The sequence below is a fragment of the Microbispora hainanensis genome, assembly GCF_006874475.1.
Classification (GTDB): Bacteria; Actinomycetota; Actinomycetes; order Streptosporangiales; family Streptosporangiaceae; genus Microbispora; species Microbispora hainanensis.
Genome location: NZ_VIRM01000010.1, coordinates 1 through 15,019, shown reverse-complemented (window position 1 = coordinate 15,019; position 15,019 = coordinate 1). Strand labels below are relative to the sequence as shown.

General features: G+C 70.1%; 12 protein-coding genes. 4 read left to right on the top strand and 8 right to left on the bottom strand.

What is annotated here, in order from left to right; translation table 11 throughout:
- Positions 1–13: 13 nt before the first annotated feature.
- Positions 14–2,158, bottom strand: coding sequence for an RNA polymerase recycling motor ATPase HelR (gene helR / locus FLX08_RS10565; RefSeq protein WP_142618350.1), 2,145 nt, complete (start codon positions 2,156–2,158; stop codon positions 14–16).
- Between the two features lie 368 nt (positions 2,159–2,526).
- Between helR and FLX08_RS10560 the strand changes: the two genes are divergently transcribed.
- Together FLX08_RS10560 and FLX08_RS10555 are read left to right on the top strand one after the other, a co-directional pair.
- On the top strand, positions 2,527–2,886 hold the full coding sequence (locus FLX08_RS10560; protein ID WP_142618348.1) for a LysE family transporter: 360 nt from the start codon (positions 2,527–2,529) through the stop codon (positions 2,884–2,886).
- Complete coding sequence (locus FLX08_RS10555) at positions 2,883–3,626, top strand: alpha/beta fold hydrolase (protein WP_142618344.1); 744 nt, start codon at positions 2,883–2,885, stop codon at positions 3,624–3,626. The genes FLX08_RS10560 and FLX08_RS10555 overlap by 4 nt, the downstream gene beginning before the upstream one ends.
- 164 nt (positions 3,627–3,790) lie before the next feature.
- Here the strand turns inward: FLX08_RS10555 and FLX08_RS10550 are convergent, their stop codons facing one another.
- The 5 genes from FLX08_RS10550 to FLX08_RS10530 form a co-directional block, all read right to left on the bottom strand.
- On the bottom strand, positions 3,791–4,168 hold the full coding sequence (locus tag FLX08_RS10550) for a GntR family transcriptional regulator (protein ID WP_142618342.1): 378 nt from the start codon (positions 4,166–4,168) through the stop codon (positions 3,791–3,793).
- On the bottom strand, positions 4,165–4,698 hold the full coding sequence (locus FLX08_RS10545) for a hypothetical protein (protein WP_142618340.1): 534 nt from the start codon (positions 4,696–4,698) through the stop codon (positions 4,165–4,167). The genes FLX08_RS10550 and FLX08_RS10545 overlap by 4 nt, the downstream gene beginning before the upstream one ends.
- A 104-nt stretch (positions 4,699–4,802) precedes the next feature.
- Entirely contained in the window at positions 4,803–6,344 is a 1,542-nt protein-coding gene (locus FLX08_RS10540) for a long-chain-fatty-acid--CoA ligase (RefSeq protein ID WP_142618338.1), read from the bottom strand.
- A 1-nt stretch (position 6,345) separates the two neighbouring features.
- Positions 6,346–10,017 carry a type I polyketide synthase gene (locus tag FLX08_RS10535; RefSeq protein ID WP_167530351.1) on the bottom strand — a complete coding sequence of 1,224 codons (3,672 nt, stop codon included), beginning with the start codon at positions 10,015–10,017 and terminating at the stop codon, positions 6,346–6,348.
- Positions 10,010–10,735 carry an FcoT family thioesterase gene (locus tag FLX08_RS10530; protein ID WP_244312536.1) on the bottom strand — a complete coding sequence of 242 codons (726 nt, stop codon included), beginning with the start codon at positions 10,733–10,735 and terminating at the stop codon, positions 10,010–10,012. The genes FLX08_RS10535 and FLX08_RS10530 overlap by 8 nt, the downstream gene beginning before the upstream one ends.
- 21 nt (positions 10,736–10,756) lie before the next feature.
- On the opposite strand from FLX08_RS10530, the gene FLX08_RS41310 reads away from it, so the two are divergent.
- Positions 10,757–11,200 carry a TauD/TfdA dioxygenase family protein gene (locus tag FLX08_RS41310; RefSeq protein WP_244312535.1) on the top strand — a complete coding sequence of 148 codons (444 nt, stop codon included), beginning with the start codon at positions 10,757–10,759 and terminating at the stop codon, positions 11,198–11,200.
- Positions 11,197–11,991 (top strand): thioesterase II family protein, encoded by a 795-nt coding sequence (locus FLX08_RS10520; RefSeq protein ID WP_167530350.1) that lies wholly within the window; start codon positions 11,197–11,199, stop codon positions 11,989–11,991. The genes FLX08_RS41310 and FLX08_RS10520 overlap by 4 nt, the downstream gene beginning before the upstream one ends.
- Before the next feature lie 359 nt (positions 11,992–12,350).
- Here FLX08_RS10520 and FLX08_RS10515 read toward each other — a convergent pair whose 3' ends face one another.
- Positions 12,351–12,590, bottom strand: coding sequence for a phosphopantetheine-binding protein (locus FLX08_RS10515; RefSeq protein ID WP_142618329.1), 240 nt, complete (start codon positions 12,588–12,590; stop codon positions 12,351–12,353).
- 191 nt (positions 12,591–12,781) lie between these two features.
- Positions 12,782–14,503, bottom strand: a complete 1,722-nt coding sequence (locus tag FLX08_RS10510) for a dihydroxy-acid dehydratase domain-containing protein (RefSeq protein ID WP_142618327.1) — start codon at positions 14,501–14,503, stop codon at positions 12,782–12,784.
- Positions 14,504–15,019 lie beyond the last annotated feature (516 nt).

The following is a 15,019-nucleotide window of genomic DNA, read 5'->3' as shown; positions in this document are numbered from 1 at the left end:
CGCGGGCGAGACGTCAGCTCGTGAGGATGACGAGCCGCTGGGTCGCCCTGGTCATGGCGACATAGCGGTCGACCGCTCCTTCGATGCCTTCGCCGAACTTCTCCGGGTCGACGAGGACGACCAGGTCGAACTCGAGCCCCTTCGACAGCTCCGGGGACAGCGAACGGACGCGCGCGCTGCCCTGGAACGCGGGATGGCCGATGACGCAGGCGATCCCCTCGGCGTTGGCGGCGAGCCAGCTGTCGAGGATCGAGCGCAGTTCCGAAACCGAGCCGTGTACGACGGGGACGCCGCTGCCGCGGACGGAGGCCGGCACGTTGGCGTCCGGGAGCACGGCCCGGATGACCGGCTCGGCCTCCGCCATGACCTCTTCCGGCGTCCGGTAGTTGATGCTCAGGGAGGCGAGTTCGATCCGGTCGAGCCCGATCCGCTTGAGCCGTTCCTGCCACGACTCGGTGAACCCGTGCCTGGCCTGGGCGCGATCTCCGACGATCGTGAAGCTCCGGGACGGGCAGCGGAGCAGCAGCATCTGCCATTCCGCGTCGGTGAGCTCCTGCGCCTCGTCCACGACGACGTGCGCGAACGGGCCGGCGAGCCGGTCCGGATCGAGCGTGGGCAGCTCGGACTCGTCGACCAGATTGCGCTGGAGGTCCTCCCGGCGCAGCTGCGTCACCAGGCCCTCGCCGTCGTCGTCGGCTTCGATCAGGTTCTCGACGACCTGCGCCATGTGCTCGCGCTGGGCGGCGAGCGCGGCCTCCCTGCGTCGCCTGTGCCGCGACGCCTCCGGGTCGCCGAGCCGCTGCCGCGCCGCGTCAAGGAGCGGCAGGTCGGAGACCGTCCAGGCCTGGGCGTCCGCGCGCTGCAGCTTCCGCACCTCCTCGGGGCTGAGCCACGGTGCGCACAACCGCAGGTAGGCGGGCACCGACCACAGGTCTCCGACGAGGTCGGCCGGCTCGATCAGCGGCCAGGCGCGGTTGAAGGTCGTGAGCAGGTCCCTGTCGCGCAGCAGCGACGTGCGGACCAGGTCGGCCGGCGCGTCGCCGTCGTGCTTGTCCACCAGGATGGTGAGCAGTTCCGCCCAGATCTGGTCACGCGCCTCGTTGTGGGGAGTGCCCGGGTCCGGTGCGTCGAACGCCTCGGCCCAGTCGTCGGCACTGAGCGGGATGCCGGACCAGGGGGTCGTGACCGTCATCGGCGTGGTGGGCGGATTCTCGTAGAACCTGACGGCAGGCTCGATCGCCTTCACCAGATCCGCGGACGACTTCAGGCGGGCCACGTCCGGGTCGGTCTCCACCGTCGCGGCCGCTCCCTCGGGGACGAGGTCCCGCAGGGTGCAGGTCTGCACGCCCTCCTCACCGAGGCTGGGCAGGACGTCGGCGACGTACGCCAGGTAGGGCTGGTGCGGGCCGACGAACAGTACGCCGCCCCGGCGGTGACCGAGGCGAGGGTCGGAGTAGAGGAGATAGGCGGAGCGGTGCAGGGCGACGACGGTCTTCCCCGTGCCCGGACCGCCGTCGACGACGAGGGCGCCCTGTGACCCCGCGCGGATGACGGCGTCCTGGTCGGCCTGGATGGTGCCGAGCACGTCGCGCATCCGCGGTGACCGGCTGCCGCCCAGGCTGGCGATGAAAGCGGACTGGTCGTCGAGCGCGGCGTGCCCTTCGAACCCGTCCGGGGTGAACACCTCGTCCCAGTAGTCGCTGATCCGGCCCCGGGTCCAGCGATACCTGCGGCGGCTGGCGAGCCCCATCGGGTTGGCGTGGGTGGCGCCGAAGAACGGCTCGGCCGCGGGGGAGCGCCAGTCGACCAGCAGCCGGCGACCGGCGCTGTCGGTGAGGCCGAGCCGTCCGATGTACACGGGCTCGGGATCGTCCTCGCCGACCATGTGCCCGAGGCACAGGTCGAGGCCGAAACGACGCAGCACGCGCAGGCGGGCGGTCAGCCGATGGACCTCCAGGTCCCGGTCCATCGCCTGCCGGCCCTTGCCGCCGGGCGCCTTGAGCTCGGCGTCGAGGCGACCGGCCAGGTCGGCGATCGACTGTTCGAGGCTCTCCGCGATGGCCGCGAAGTGCCGCTCGTCGGCGGCGACCAACCTCGGATCGGCCTTGTGAGAGAGGCGGCCGGGAAGGTCGAACGCGCTGGTGGGCAGCGGGTTCACGTCATCAGCTCCGATCTGGGTCGCTAGCGACCGTTCAACGCACCACGGCGCCCGAACCGGCGTGACGAAGTCCCCGCGCGGCCCGTGCGTCGACGGCAACGCGCACGTCGCGTCCCCCGTTTTCCGCAGGCGCTGCTTCCGGCCGACGATTGTGGAGCATGGCAGGGGTCTTGCCGCAAGCCCCCCTGGGCGCTATACGTTGAAGATGGAGGGGAAGGATAGTCCCCTTTTCTCCTTTTCGCGCTGCGGAGGCACAGCCACCTGCCGGCGGTGCACCGGCTGGTAAAGCGGTTGCGGCGTTCGGGCCCCGCCGAAACGATGTGCGCGTGATTTGGATCGCTTTTGTCGGTTCGTGTTTCCTGCTCGCGATGATCCCGGGTGTCAGCACCGCGGTGATCCTGAGACAGACGCTCAGGTCCGGGCGCTCGTCCGGTGTGGCGGCGCTCCTCGGCAACGAGACGGGCATCTTCCTGTGGGCGATGGCCGCCGTGTTCGCGATGTCGTTCCTGCCGCAGTTCGTGCCCCAGGGCGCCCATGTGCCGCTGACCCTGACCATGCTCGCGGTGGTCTGGGTGGTCGTGGACGTCGTCTGGTACGTCGGGGTGATCTGGCTGATCGGCCGGGCCGGTGCCGTGCTCGGCAGGCCCGCGGTCCGCCGCCGTTTGGAACAGGTGTCGGGGACGGTCCTGGTCGCCCTCGGCGTCCGCGTCGCTTTGGAGGCCCGATGACCGTCTGGCATGAGGAAACCGGCTCCGGCGAGCCCGTCGTCCTGCTGCACTCCAGCGTCGCCGACTCGGGCATGTGGGACCCCCAGTGGAAGCCGCTGGGCGAGCGGTTCCGCGTCATCCGGCTCGACTTCCGGGGGCACGGGCGCACGCCGTGCGTCGCCGACGGGCCCTACACGGACGCCGGCGACGTCGCGGACCTGCTCGCCGCCCTCGGGCTGCGCCAGGTCAGGCTCGTCGGATCGTCGTACGGCGGGCGGGTCGCGCTGGAGCTCGCGACCGGGCATCCCGGCCTCGTCTCGCGGCTCGTGCTGCTGAACGCGGGCTGCGGCCTGCCGCCCACTCCCGACCTCGAAGCGTTCGGGACGGAGGAGGACCGGCTGATCGAGGCGGGCGACGTCGGGGGAGCGGTGGACCTCAACGTCCGCACGTGGCTGGGCCCCGAGGCGGACGAACCGGTCAGGGCGCGGGTGGCGGCGATGCAGCGGCACGCGTTCGAGGTGCAGCTGGCCGCCGAGCCCGAGCCTGAGCGGCGCAGGGATCCGATCGACCTGACGGTGGTCACCGCGCCCACGCTGGTGGTCACGGGTGGGCACGACCTGCCGTACTTCCGGGAGAGCGGACGTCACCTGGCGGAGGAGCTGCCGGACGCCACGCTGCTCGAACTCGACTGGGCGGGTCACCTGCCGAGCCTGGAGCGCCCCGCCGAGGTCACCCGTCTGCTGAGCGAATTCCTTCCGTGATCTACGCTGTAAAGGCGCTCGGTTGTTCAGAAAACCAGGCACTCCTGGCGGTGGTTGGTGCTGTCGGCACCGCACCTGGAACCTGAAGCGGCTCGGACGCCGCCTGATCGGCCGCTACGCCCGCGTCGTGCGCCCGGCGTCATGACCCCGCGGCCGGGTCGCGGTCATGACGAGGCCGGTGCTGCCGCGCCGGACGTCAGAGCCGCCTGTACGATGCGGATCGCCTCGCCTGCGTCGATGCCGACGCTGGCGATCACGGCCGCGTAGTCGGCGGCGGCCCGGCGGGCTCGCTCCCGGCCCTCCTCGCCGGCGGCCGACACGAACGAGCCCGCCCGCCCGCGCGTCTCGATCAGCCCCGCCTCCTCCAGCTCCCGGTAGGCCCGGCCGACCGTGTTGACGGCCAGGCCGAGGTCGGCCGCGAGGTGGCGGATGGTCGGCAGCCGGGTGCCCACGGCCAGCGTGCGGTCCTGGATCTGCCGGGCGAGTTGGGCCCGCAGCTGCTCGAACGGCGGCACCGGCGAGGCCGCATCGATGACGATCATCGGACGCTCATGGCCCGCCGGGCCACCGTCGCGCTCGACGGCGTCCTGGTATGGAGCGCGACGCACGCGACCAGGCCCAGGATCAGGTAGGCGACCGAAGCAGCGCTCCACCAGCCGGGCGCGGTGCCGAACAGCAGCACCATGGGCAGCGACCACTGCACGTTCGGCGTGGTGAGGTCGCGGGCGTCCTCGACGCGCATGATGACGTCGGCGGTCAGCGACTGTGCCGGCAGCAGCCCGGCCACCAGCGCGGTCAGGGCCAGCAGCGGCAGCGGTCGATGCGGCTGGAAGCCGCCGAAGGCGGAACTGGCGAGCCGGTCGTAGGCCGCGGCGAGCGCGCTCGCGAGGATCAGCACGGCCAGGATGACGTGAGCGGCGCGGCGGGCGCGTCTCCGGACCGCCAGCCGGCTGGCCAGCAGCGGGGTCGGGCGGGCGCCGGCCAAGTCGTGCCGGGCCAGCCACGTGCCCGCCAGTTGCAGATCGGCCGCACGCGCCGGCGGGCCGGCGTCCGGTAACGGTTCACGGGTCATAACGCCCCCTTTGTCGCAAGCTTTGTAGCAGCATGGTGCGTCATAACTTGCGACAAAGTCAACGCCCTGTGGGCCCTCGTCGTCCCCGTGGCGCGCGCCCCGGCTCAGCCGACGTTTCGGTCGCGGTCGGCCCAGAACGGTTCCCGCAGGAGGCGGCGGAGGATCTTGCCGCTCGGGTTCCGGGGGATCGAGTCGGCAAACGCCCAGCTTGTGGGGATCTTGTAGGCGGCAAGGGCGGTGCGCAGGCCGAGGGTCAGGGTGCGAGGGGTCGCCGTCGCGCCGGGGGCCAGGACGACGACCGCGTGGAGCCGTTCGCCCCAGCGGTCGTCGGGGATGCCGACGACCGCCGCCTCGGCGACGGCGGGAAGTCCTTCGAGGGCCTTTTCGATCTCGGCCGGGTAGGCTTTCTCGCCGGCGACGATGACGACATCCTTGATGCGGTCGCAGATATAGACGTGCCCTTCCGCGTCCAGGTAGCCGGCGTCGCCGGTGCGGATCCAGCCGTCGTCGACGGTCTCCTCGGTCGCCTGGGGGAGGTTCCAGTACTCCGTCATGCGCGCCGGGGTGCGGATGCGGATCTCCCCGATCGACCCCATGGGCAGCGGCTCGCCGTGTCGGTCGGTCACCACGACGTCGACGCCCGGGTACGGACGGCCCGCGGCCTTGAGGAGTGCTCCGCCCCGGGTGTGGGCCTCCGGGGGGAGACAGACGGCCGTGTTGCCGGTCTCCGTCAGACCGTAGATCTGGGCGAAGTCGCAGCCCATGAGGGCGAGGCAACGCCCCAGCAGGGCCTCCGAGATCGGCGAACCGCCGTAGACCACCTTGCGGAGCGTGGCGAAGTGGGCCGGTGTGGCGTTGCGTTCGGTGGTCAGCATGTGGAGCATGGCCGGGACCATGCAGGTGGTGGTCACGCCCTCGTCCCGGATCAGCCGGAGGACCTCGCCGCTGACGAACGAACGCAGCGCGATGTTGGTGACCCCGGCGTTCAGTCCCTGCACCGCCCACCACAGACCGCCGATGTGGAAGCCGGGCAACCCGATCAGGCTCCGGTCACCGTCCCGCCAGTCGATCCAGTCCAGTCCGGCGCGGTCCAGCATCTCCCGTACGGCGAAGAAGGTGCGGTGGGCCAGGACGACGCCCTTGGGCAGCCCTGTGGTGCCGCTGGTGTAGATCTGGGCGACCGGGGTGTCGGGGCCGAGGGGTGCGGTCTGCGGCATGGAGATCGGGGCGGCGGACTTCCAGGTCTCGAGGTCCTCCAGGACGACGAGCCGGCCGAGGTCGGGCAGCGCGGGGGCGAGCTCCTCGACGGCGGCCAGGAACTCCTTCTCCACGAACAGGAGCCGGGCGGTGGAGTCGGCCAGGATGTGCCGGATCTCCGCCGCGGTGAGACGCCAGTTGATCGGAACGAGGACCGCGCCGGTCTTCGCGCAGCCGAACAGCACGTCGTAGTAGTGCGTGGGCTCCTTGCCCAGATAGGCGACACGGGATCCGGCGCCCAACCCGGCGGCGTGCAGCGCGGCCGCGGTGCGGTCGCTCTCGTGGTCGAGCTCGGCATAGCTCAAGGAGTGGTCCTCGCACCGCAGCGCCGTGCGGTCCGGGAACATCCGGGCATTGCGCCGGATCGATGCGGCAAGGGTGGTGGGCATCTCAGACTCGTTCCGTGGACGGGGCGGAGGGCGCCTTCGCCGCGAGGGCGGTGGCCAGGGCTTCGACCGTGGCGTTCTCGAACAGGGTCCGCGCCTCCAGGGGGACGCGGAACGCCGTCTCCGCGGCGCTCTTGAGCTTGACGGCGATGAGCGAGTCCATGCCCAGTTCGAAGAACGACGCGTTCTCGGGGATGTCACCCGGGTCATCGAAGCAGAGGAGCTCAGCGACGCGGGAGAGCAGGAAGGCGCGGGCGATCTCCGTGCGCCGCGGCTCGTCCAGCTCGTTCCAGGCGGCTGCGTCGATCGCGGGCGTGGCGCCGGTCGTCCGGTTGGTGTCGATCGGCCCACCGGCACCAACCGGACGGGGGCCGGCGACGGACACACGCCGGAAGGACAGGCCGCTCATGGCGAAGACCACGGCTCCCTCCTCGTCGAGGAGCGTGAGATCGGCCCCGACCCGCTGTTCCTCGCGGGCGATCACACGCAGCACGCTCCGCAGGGACGTGCCCCGTGGTTTGCGCAGCAGCCGGGCGCGCTCCGCGCTGACGAGTACGTACGCGAAGCCCTCCGTCCGCCGGTCCGCGAACAGGGCCGCCGCGCTCTGCAGGGCTCCGGCGAGCAGGGCGGGGTGCAGGAAGTCGGACGACGCGGGTCGGCGTCCGTGGATCTGGCCCACCACTGTTGTCCCGTCGCCATCCTCGCCGTACCGGACGGCCCGCTCCAGGGTCTGGAATGTCGGCCCGTACCTCGCCCCGTGATCGCGGTAGTAGGCGCTCAACTCGTCCCGGGACAGGGTCAGGCCGGCTTCCCCGGCAGGGATGTCCGGGCGTACGACGGCCAGGTCCGCAGCGTGGCCGATACGTGCGGTGACATGTACTCGTTCCACGGAGGCCTCCGCCGGGCCCAGCAGGCTGCTGATCTCGACCTGCCGGGTGCCGTCGGGCTCGGCGCGTACACGGGTGCGCACGGACACGAACTCGGCCGAGAGGAAGAGCGGTTCGTGGAAGGCGAGATCCTCGACCGGCCGGATCGTCTCCCCGAACAGCGCGTCCTGGACGGCGAACAGCATCTCGACGAAGCCGGTGCCGGGGAAGACGGAGGTGCCGTTCAGATCGTGCTCGGCGAGGTACGACGGCCGGGAGGCGTTGATCCGGGACACGAAGACGGCCTCTGTGCCGGCCGGGGATGGCGTGGGGGGCGCCTCGCGGCCCAGCAGCGGGTGGTACTCCGCCGGATCCGGCGAGGCCCCCGTGTCCGCGGGGGCTGGAAGCCAGTACGGCTTGCGGTCGAAGGCGTACTTCGGGAGCGAGACGCGGGCGCCGGCCGTGCCCTCGTGCCAGGCCGTCCAGGAGATCGGCACCCCGGCGTTGTAGAGGCGGGACACGGTGAGCCGCATCGTCTCCCCGCTCAAATCGCCCCGGTGCAGGCTGCCGAGCCACAGATGGCCGTCGTCGGTCACGCACTCGCGGCCCATGCCGAGGAGTTCCGCCCCGGGGCCGACCTCCAGGAAGATGTGCCGCCCGCGCTCCTCGACGGCGCGCACCGCATCCGCGAAGTTCACGGTGGAGCGCAGATGGCGCAGCCAGAACTCCGGTGTGCTCATCTCGCCGTTGGCAGCCATCCGGCCGAGCACGGCGGAGGCGATGGGGAACTCCGGCTCGCCGAACCGGATCCCGTCGAGCACCGCGCGGTACTCCTCGGCGATCTCGTCCATCAGCGGGGAGTGCGAGGCGCACGGCACCCGCAGTAACTTCACCTTGACGCCGCGTGCCTCCAGGAGCGACGCGACCTCCGCGACGGATCTGCCGGCACCCGAGATCACGCACTGGGTGGGGCCGTTGACGGCGCCGAGGGAGGCGTCTGGGCGGCCGGCGAGGAAGGGCAGCACCTCCTCCCGGGAGGCATCCACCGCGGCCATGGACCCGGCGGAGGTCCGGTCCAGGAGTGTGCCGCGTGCGGACACCAGCCGGACGGCGTCCTCCAAGGTGAGGACGCCGGACACCGCGGCGGCGACGATCTCGCCGAGGCTGTGCCCGAGCAGGACCCCGGGCCGTACGCCCAGCGACAGCCACAGCCGGGCCAGCGCGTATTCCAGCGAGAACAGGCGCGCCGTCAGGACGGTGGCGCTCTCCACCTGTTCGCGGTCCGGGGGTCCGTCCGTCAGGATGTCGTCCCGCACCGAGTCCACCAGCGGAGCGAACAGCTCGTCGCAGCGATCGAGGTGCTCCCGGAAGACCGGGAACCTCCGGTACAGCGAGAGCCCCATGCCCGCGTACTGCGAGCCGCCGCCGGCGAACATCAGGGCGATGTTCTTGCGGCCCGCCGACGGGCGTGGCCCCGCGGGCCGGGCGCGCCGTCGGTCGATGAAGTCGACCAGCTCCGCCGCGGTCGTCACGGGTGCGGATACCCGCCAGAGGTGGTGTGCGCGGCCGACGTTCGTGGTGCGGCAGATGTCCGCGACCTCATCGTCGGTTCGGTCCGCCATGAAGGCCGCGTAGGCGTCGAGTTGGAGCTGCAGGGACCGGGCGCTCTTCGCGGACAGGGTGAAGATGCCGGGGACGGGACCGGACTCCCGATCCCGTGCCTCGGGCGCCGGTTCCCGCTCGTCCGCCTCTTCGAGGACGACGGAGGCGATCGTACCGGTGGCCCCGTAGGAGTTGACGAGGGCGAGGCGGGCGCCGGCGGCCTCCCACGGCGTCGCGGTCACCGGCACCCGCACCGGGATGCGCTCCCAGGGGATCTTGCGGGACGGTGTCGTGAAGTTGATGTGCGGATAGACCGTGCGGTCGCGCAGCTGAAGCACGGTCTTGACAAGCCCTGCGAGGCCCGCCGTGGACTCGAGATGACCGAAGTTGGTCTTCACCGACCCGACCAGGACGGGATTGTCCTTGGTATGGGAGGCGGAGAACACCTCGGCGATCCCGCTCATCTCGATGGGGTCCCCGAGCGCCGTGCCGGTCCCGTGCGCCTCCACGTACTGGATGTCGGCCGCGTCGAGCCCCGCATCGTCGAGCGCAGCCCGCATCAGCAGGGCCTGAGCCTCGCCGTTCGGTGCCATCAGCGCGGCGCTCTCGCCGTCCTGACGCACGGCGGAGCCTCGGATGACCGCGAGGACCCGATCGCCGTCCCTGCGGGCGTCGGCGAGCCGCTTGAGCGCGATCACGGCGGCGCCGTCGACGCTCATGCTCGGCCCGCGCAGGCCGAGGAAGTACGAGATGCGGCCCGAGGCTCCGCAGTGGAACATGCCGGTGCCCGCGTACAGTTCGACCTGGTCGACCGGAAGCCTGGCGATCTCCATGGCGTAGTCCATGCCGGTGACGGCGACATACACACCGGTGTCGCCGTGGCGCAGGGATGTGGGGTCGATGCCGGCGTCCTCCAGCGCCTCCCAGGCGGTCTCAAGGGTCAGCCGGTGCTGCGGGTCGACCCAGGCGGCCTCCTTCGGCGAGATGTTGAAGAACCCGGCGTCGAAGCCCTCGATGGAATCCAGGTAGCCGCCCGCCGCCGTGACATCCTCGGGGAGTCCTGGCAGCCGCCCCTCGGGCAGCGGGCCGATAGCCGAGCGGCCCTCCCGCAGGAACCGCTGGAATCCGGCGGGTTCGTCGTTGCCGCCCGGGAAGCGGATCCCCATGCCGACGATCGCGATGGGCGCGTTCTCGTACGTCCTAGGCATCGGTGATTCCCGCGGATCGGGTGACGACGTCATCGAGGTGCTCCAGGAGATGCGCGATGGTGGGGTTGTTGAACAGGCGGGTGGTGTCGACCTCGCAGTCGAGGCGCCGCTCCAGGGCCTCCTTCACCTCGGTGAGCTGCAGCGAGGTGAGCCCGAGGTCGAAGTAGGTCTTGGTGGTGTCCAGTTCCTCGGACTCCTCCATGAACATATGGTTGCGGAACTCCTGAAGCACGACCCGTTCCAGGAGCCGTTCCCGGTCGGCGCGCGCGAGGGTGGGCAACTGGTGCAGGGGCAACGGTGGGTCGGTGATGGCGAGTTTCACGGTGCCCTCGGAGAGACCACCGGCGGCGTCCTCGAAGCGGCAGGCGGTGCCGAGGACGATCAGCGGGCGGGCGCTGTTGCGGACGGTGACCCGGCGGAGTTCGAAGACGCCGGAGAAAGAGGCGGCGTCGATGGGGCGACGGAACCGGCTCTGGAAGTCGGTGATGAGGATGTTCGGAAGCTGGCGCTCCCAGTAGTCGTCGAGTGTCCAGGCGTCGAAGGGCTCCACGAGCGACTCCTTGACGGCCTTGGCGATGAGGAAATACGCCATCTGGTTGTAACAGATGTTGAATTCCACCGAGTTGAAGTGCCCGGTATCGGTGATGTAACAGGACTCGGGTATCTCGAAGGTGCAGTGCAGGCTCAGGGCCCCGTCCACCGGACTCCGCTCGACCATGGCGGTCCTCAGATAGCGGCAGTGCTCCTTGTACGGCGTGAGAACTCGATCCAGCAGGTCGTGGTCGGTTTCCAGCAGGGTCGTGTTCAGCCCACGGACGTCTTCCGGCCGATCGGGGAGGTGCTCGCCGAGATCGAGCGGGAGACCCCCGACGTCTTCCACCCGACCGTTGTCGTCCACCCGGTGACCGGCGAGGAGATCCTCTACGTGAGCGACGCTCTGGCCCACGAGCTGCTGCACGAGGACGGCACCCCGTTGGACGGTTCCGTGCTGACGGAGCTCCTGGAGGCCACCGGGCAGCGGGACATGACGTTCACCCACGAGAACATCCATCTGCAGACCTTCGACGAAGGCGACCTGCTGATCTGGGACAACCGCTCCCTGATCCACCGGGCGCTGCACACCACCACTCCCGAGCCCGCGGTCTCGTTCCGGGTCACCGTGATGGACGGCCACGCCTGGTGATCACCGAGCGCCCGTCGGCCCAGGGGGCCTCTCCTGCCTCCCCCTGGCTGCTGTGCCGTCGGCGCAACCCCGACGCGCGGATACGGATCTACTGCTTCCCGCACAGCGGCGGCTCGCCCGCCGAGTATCTGTGCTGGGCCGACGACCTGCCCGAGGCCGAGATATGGGGCGTGCAGCTGCCCGGGCGAGGCGGCCGGCTGGCCGAGGCCCCGCACCTGGAGGTGCGTGAGGCCGTCCGGGCCTTCGTCCGCGCCGTGGAGCCGGTGGCGCCGTTCGCCTTCTTCGGGCACAGCCTGGGCGCACTGCTCGCTTTCGAGGCGGCGCGACTGCTGGTCGCGCGAGGCGGGCGGGCGCCGGCGCATCTGCTGCTGTCGGCGATGCCCGCGCCCCAGCTGGAATTCGCCCGGCCGGACGTGGGCAGGTTGCCGGACGCGGAGCTCCTCGCCTACGTGGACGTGGCGTACGGGACCGTGCCCGCGGCCGTACGCGAGGACCCCGAGCTGGTCAAGCTGGTGGCGCCCGCCTACCGGGCCGACCTCACGATGGTCGCCCGCTACCGCTACGAGCCCGCCGAGCCGCTGGACGTGCCGATGACCCTGCTCGGGGGCGCCGACGACTCGCTCTCCGGCGAACTCGACGGGTGGCGCGCACACAGCCGCCGCGAGCCCGGGCTGCGGCTCTTCCCCGGCGGACACTTCTACCTGCGAGATCGGCATCACGAGGTCATGTCGACCATCCGGCGAGCCGTCCTTTCGCATCCCGAGGACCTGCCCGTGGACAGAGAGGAATAACCCATGGATCCCCTGGCCGAAGCCGTCATCGCGGACGCGCCGCCCGCGGCACTCGAGCGGACGCCCCTCCCCTCCACCTACACGGCGGCACATCTGCTCGCGACCGACACCGCTCTGTTCGACGGCGACCCGGACCCCGATAACGTACTTCATCGACATGGGCCGCGCCTATGCCGCGCTCCCGGACCGGCTCAAGAGAGCGGTGGCCGGGACCAGGATCAGCGGGGTGAGCCCGGGCCATCGCTTCCCAGAGCCGACCCGCAGCAGTGGCACGATCTCGATGTCTTCGCCCGCTGCAACCAGTACATCGCGGGCGGAGGCGGCGCCTCGGGGCGAGAAGAGCACCCCGACGCGCGGCCTCACTGCGCCATCGCCTTCCCGGCGGCGTTGAGGACCGCTGACAGCGTTCCTTCGACGAACAGAACATCGGCCGGGATCTCGATGCCCAGCTCCGACTCGATCCGCTCAAGCAGTTCGATCGCCAGCAGCGAATGCCCTCCCAGCTCGAAGAACCCGTCCTCGGGCAGGGCCTCCTCCACGCCCAGCACGTCACACCAGTGGGCTTGGATGATCGCTTCAGGAGATTGCGCAGACATCATGAGAACTCCATGCCAAAGTTCCCCATTCGCTGATCTGCGAGAGTCGATCGGGGCTTACCGTAAACAGGCCGTCCATATGTGACAACAGCCCTCCCGGATCGTGAGATCGCGGAGGACAGCGGCCACAGTGGCGCTCTCAGCGGATATGACGATCACGGGATGGACGCCTGACTGCTCATGCGAAGCAGCCGCTAGCGGGGGACCAGGCCGTCCGACATCCCGCCGCCCTGGAGCGGCGGAAGGGCACTGCCGCGCATCCGCCGGAGCAGCCGGGCGGTGACCGGCCTGACCTTCGGGTGGGTCCCTTCGTTGCGGTCCGTCTCGGCCTGCCAACGTGAACGGCGCTCGGCCTCGGTCGCCGGATCGTTGAGCTCGATGCAGTCCAGCGTGTCCTCGTTGACGTCCACGACGATCGTATCGCCGTCCTCGACAAGGGCGATCGGCCCGCCCTGCGCCGCCTCGGGCGATACGTGACCGATCACCAGGCCGACCGAGCCGCCCGAGAAGCGGGCATCGGTCATCAGCGCGACGGTGATGTCGCGTTGCCTGCAGAGTGCCGTGATCCGCGAGGTGGGATCGAGCATCTCAGGCATGCCCGGTGCTCCGCGCGGCCCCTCGTACCGGATCACGGCGATGTCGCGGTCCTGAAATCCTTCCGGCTCCGTGGTCAGTGACTCCAGGAGCGCCTTCTCGCTGTCGAACACGCGAGCACGGCCGACGAACCGGCCGTCCTCCATTCCGCGCTCGACACCCGCGAGCTTGATGACGGCACCGCCCTCGGGCGCGAGATTGCCGCGGAGCAGCCTGAGTCCGCCGGTCGGCTTGAACGGCGCCGAAACCGGACGGATCACATCCCCGTCGGGTGCGACCGGGCTGAGGCGCGCGACCTGCTCGGCGAGCGTTTCACCGGTACAGGTCAGGCAGGAGCCGTCGAGCACGCCCGCGGCGAGCAACTCGTTCACGATCACCGGCAGGCCGCCCTTGGCGTCGATGTCGACCATCGAATAGCGCCCGAAAGGCCAGGCGTTCACCAGCACGGGCAGCTTGCGTGCCATCCGGTTGAACTCCTCCTGGGTGATCACATCGCACCAGTAGTCGATACCCGCGGCACGCGCCAGCTCGGGCGCGTGCAGCACGACGTTGGTGGAGCCGCCCATGGCGATGGCGACCAGGGTGGCGTTGCGCAGGGCCGCGGGGGTGACGATGTCACGCGGTCTGATGCCGCGCTCGGTGAGCAGCTGGAGCACGTCGAGCAGTTCGCCGGGGAACTCCTTGATGCGGCGTGGATCCTCGGAGGCTGGGCTCACCATGTGCAGCGGTTCCATGCCGCACGTGGCGATGAACGACTGCATGGTGTTGTACGTGAACATGCCGCCGCAACTGCCGTGGCCCGGCGAGGCCTCCAATGCCACCCGCCGCCGTTCGGCCGGCGGCGCGGCCCCCGCCTGGTAGCAGTAGATGATGTCGATCGGCTTACCGGTGCGGGAGTCGATGCCGGGGCGGATCGAGCCGTCGGACATGATCACCGCGGGGACGTTGCGCTCCAGGATCGCGGCGAGGGTCCCTACCGGAGGCTTGTCGCAGGCAACGACGGCTATCACGCCCTGGACGTCGCTCCCCTCGAGGTGGAGACACACACCGTCGTTGGTGGTTTCCCGGCCGATCAACGAGTAGCGCATCTGGGGTGTGCCATTGCGCTGTCCGTCGGAGATCCCGCCCGAGAAGTTGGGTGCGATCACCCGCACCGGGAGATCGGCGTCAACCACGCGGCGACGTAGTTCATCCTGGATCGCCTCGACCTTCGCGGGGACGCCCGCGTAGCAGATGCTGTCGCCCAGGTTGCCGATGAGTCCCCAGGCCGGACAGTGGATCTTGTCGGGATCCTGGCCCAGCAGTCGCGCCGTGGCGACCATTTGAGTATCTTGCCCCGGCTTCCATTCCGCTGCCTCGTGCACCGCAATCCTCCGTAGCGCTCGCCCCAGGATGTCGACATCGGGGCGTTCGAGAATTGGCCCTTTCGACCTGGGGTCCGGGTCAGCGTAGCGGGTCAACGAAGTCGACGGGTATTGACCTGGATTCGCCGGTCAAAGACCGGCTGGTGATCTGTTATCTGCCGCCGGCCGCGCCGCGCTCGCCGCTGACGATACGTCAAGTGATGTCCTGGGGGCCGCATCTTGGTCGCGACATCCTCCTCGCCGCACCCTGTCGGACGTCTCTCCGATTATCGGGGCAAATCGGACGAACTGACGGCTCCGCCCGTGATCGCGGTCCCAGTGAATAGGGGGCTGAGCTGAGGGTTCTCAGATGGTGAGAATGCGACGACATTGCATTGACTGCGATTTTATGACTCAACATAAAATTTCGCATGCGCCTGCTGGATCTCTAGGCCAAGCCACTAGCCACAAGCCACAAGCGTCGTGGCTCTTAGC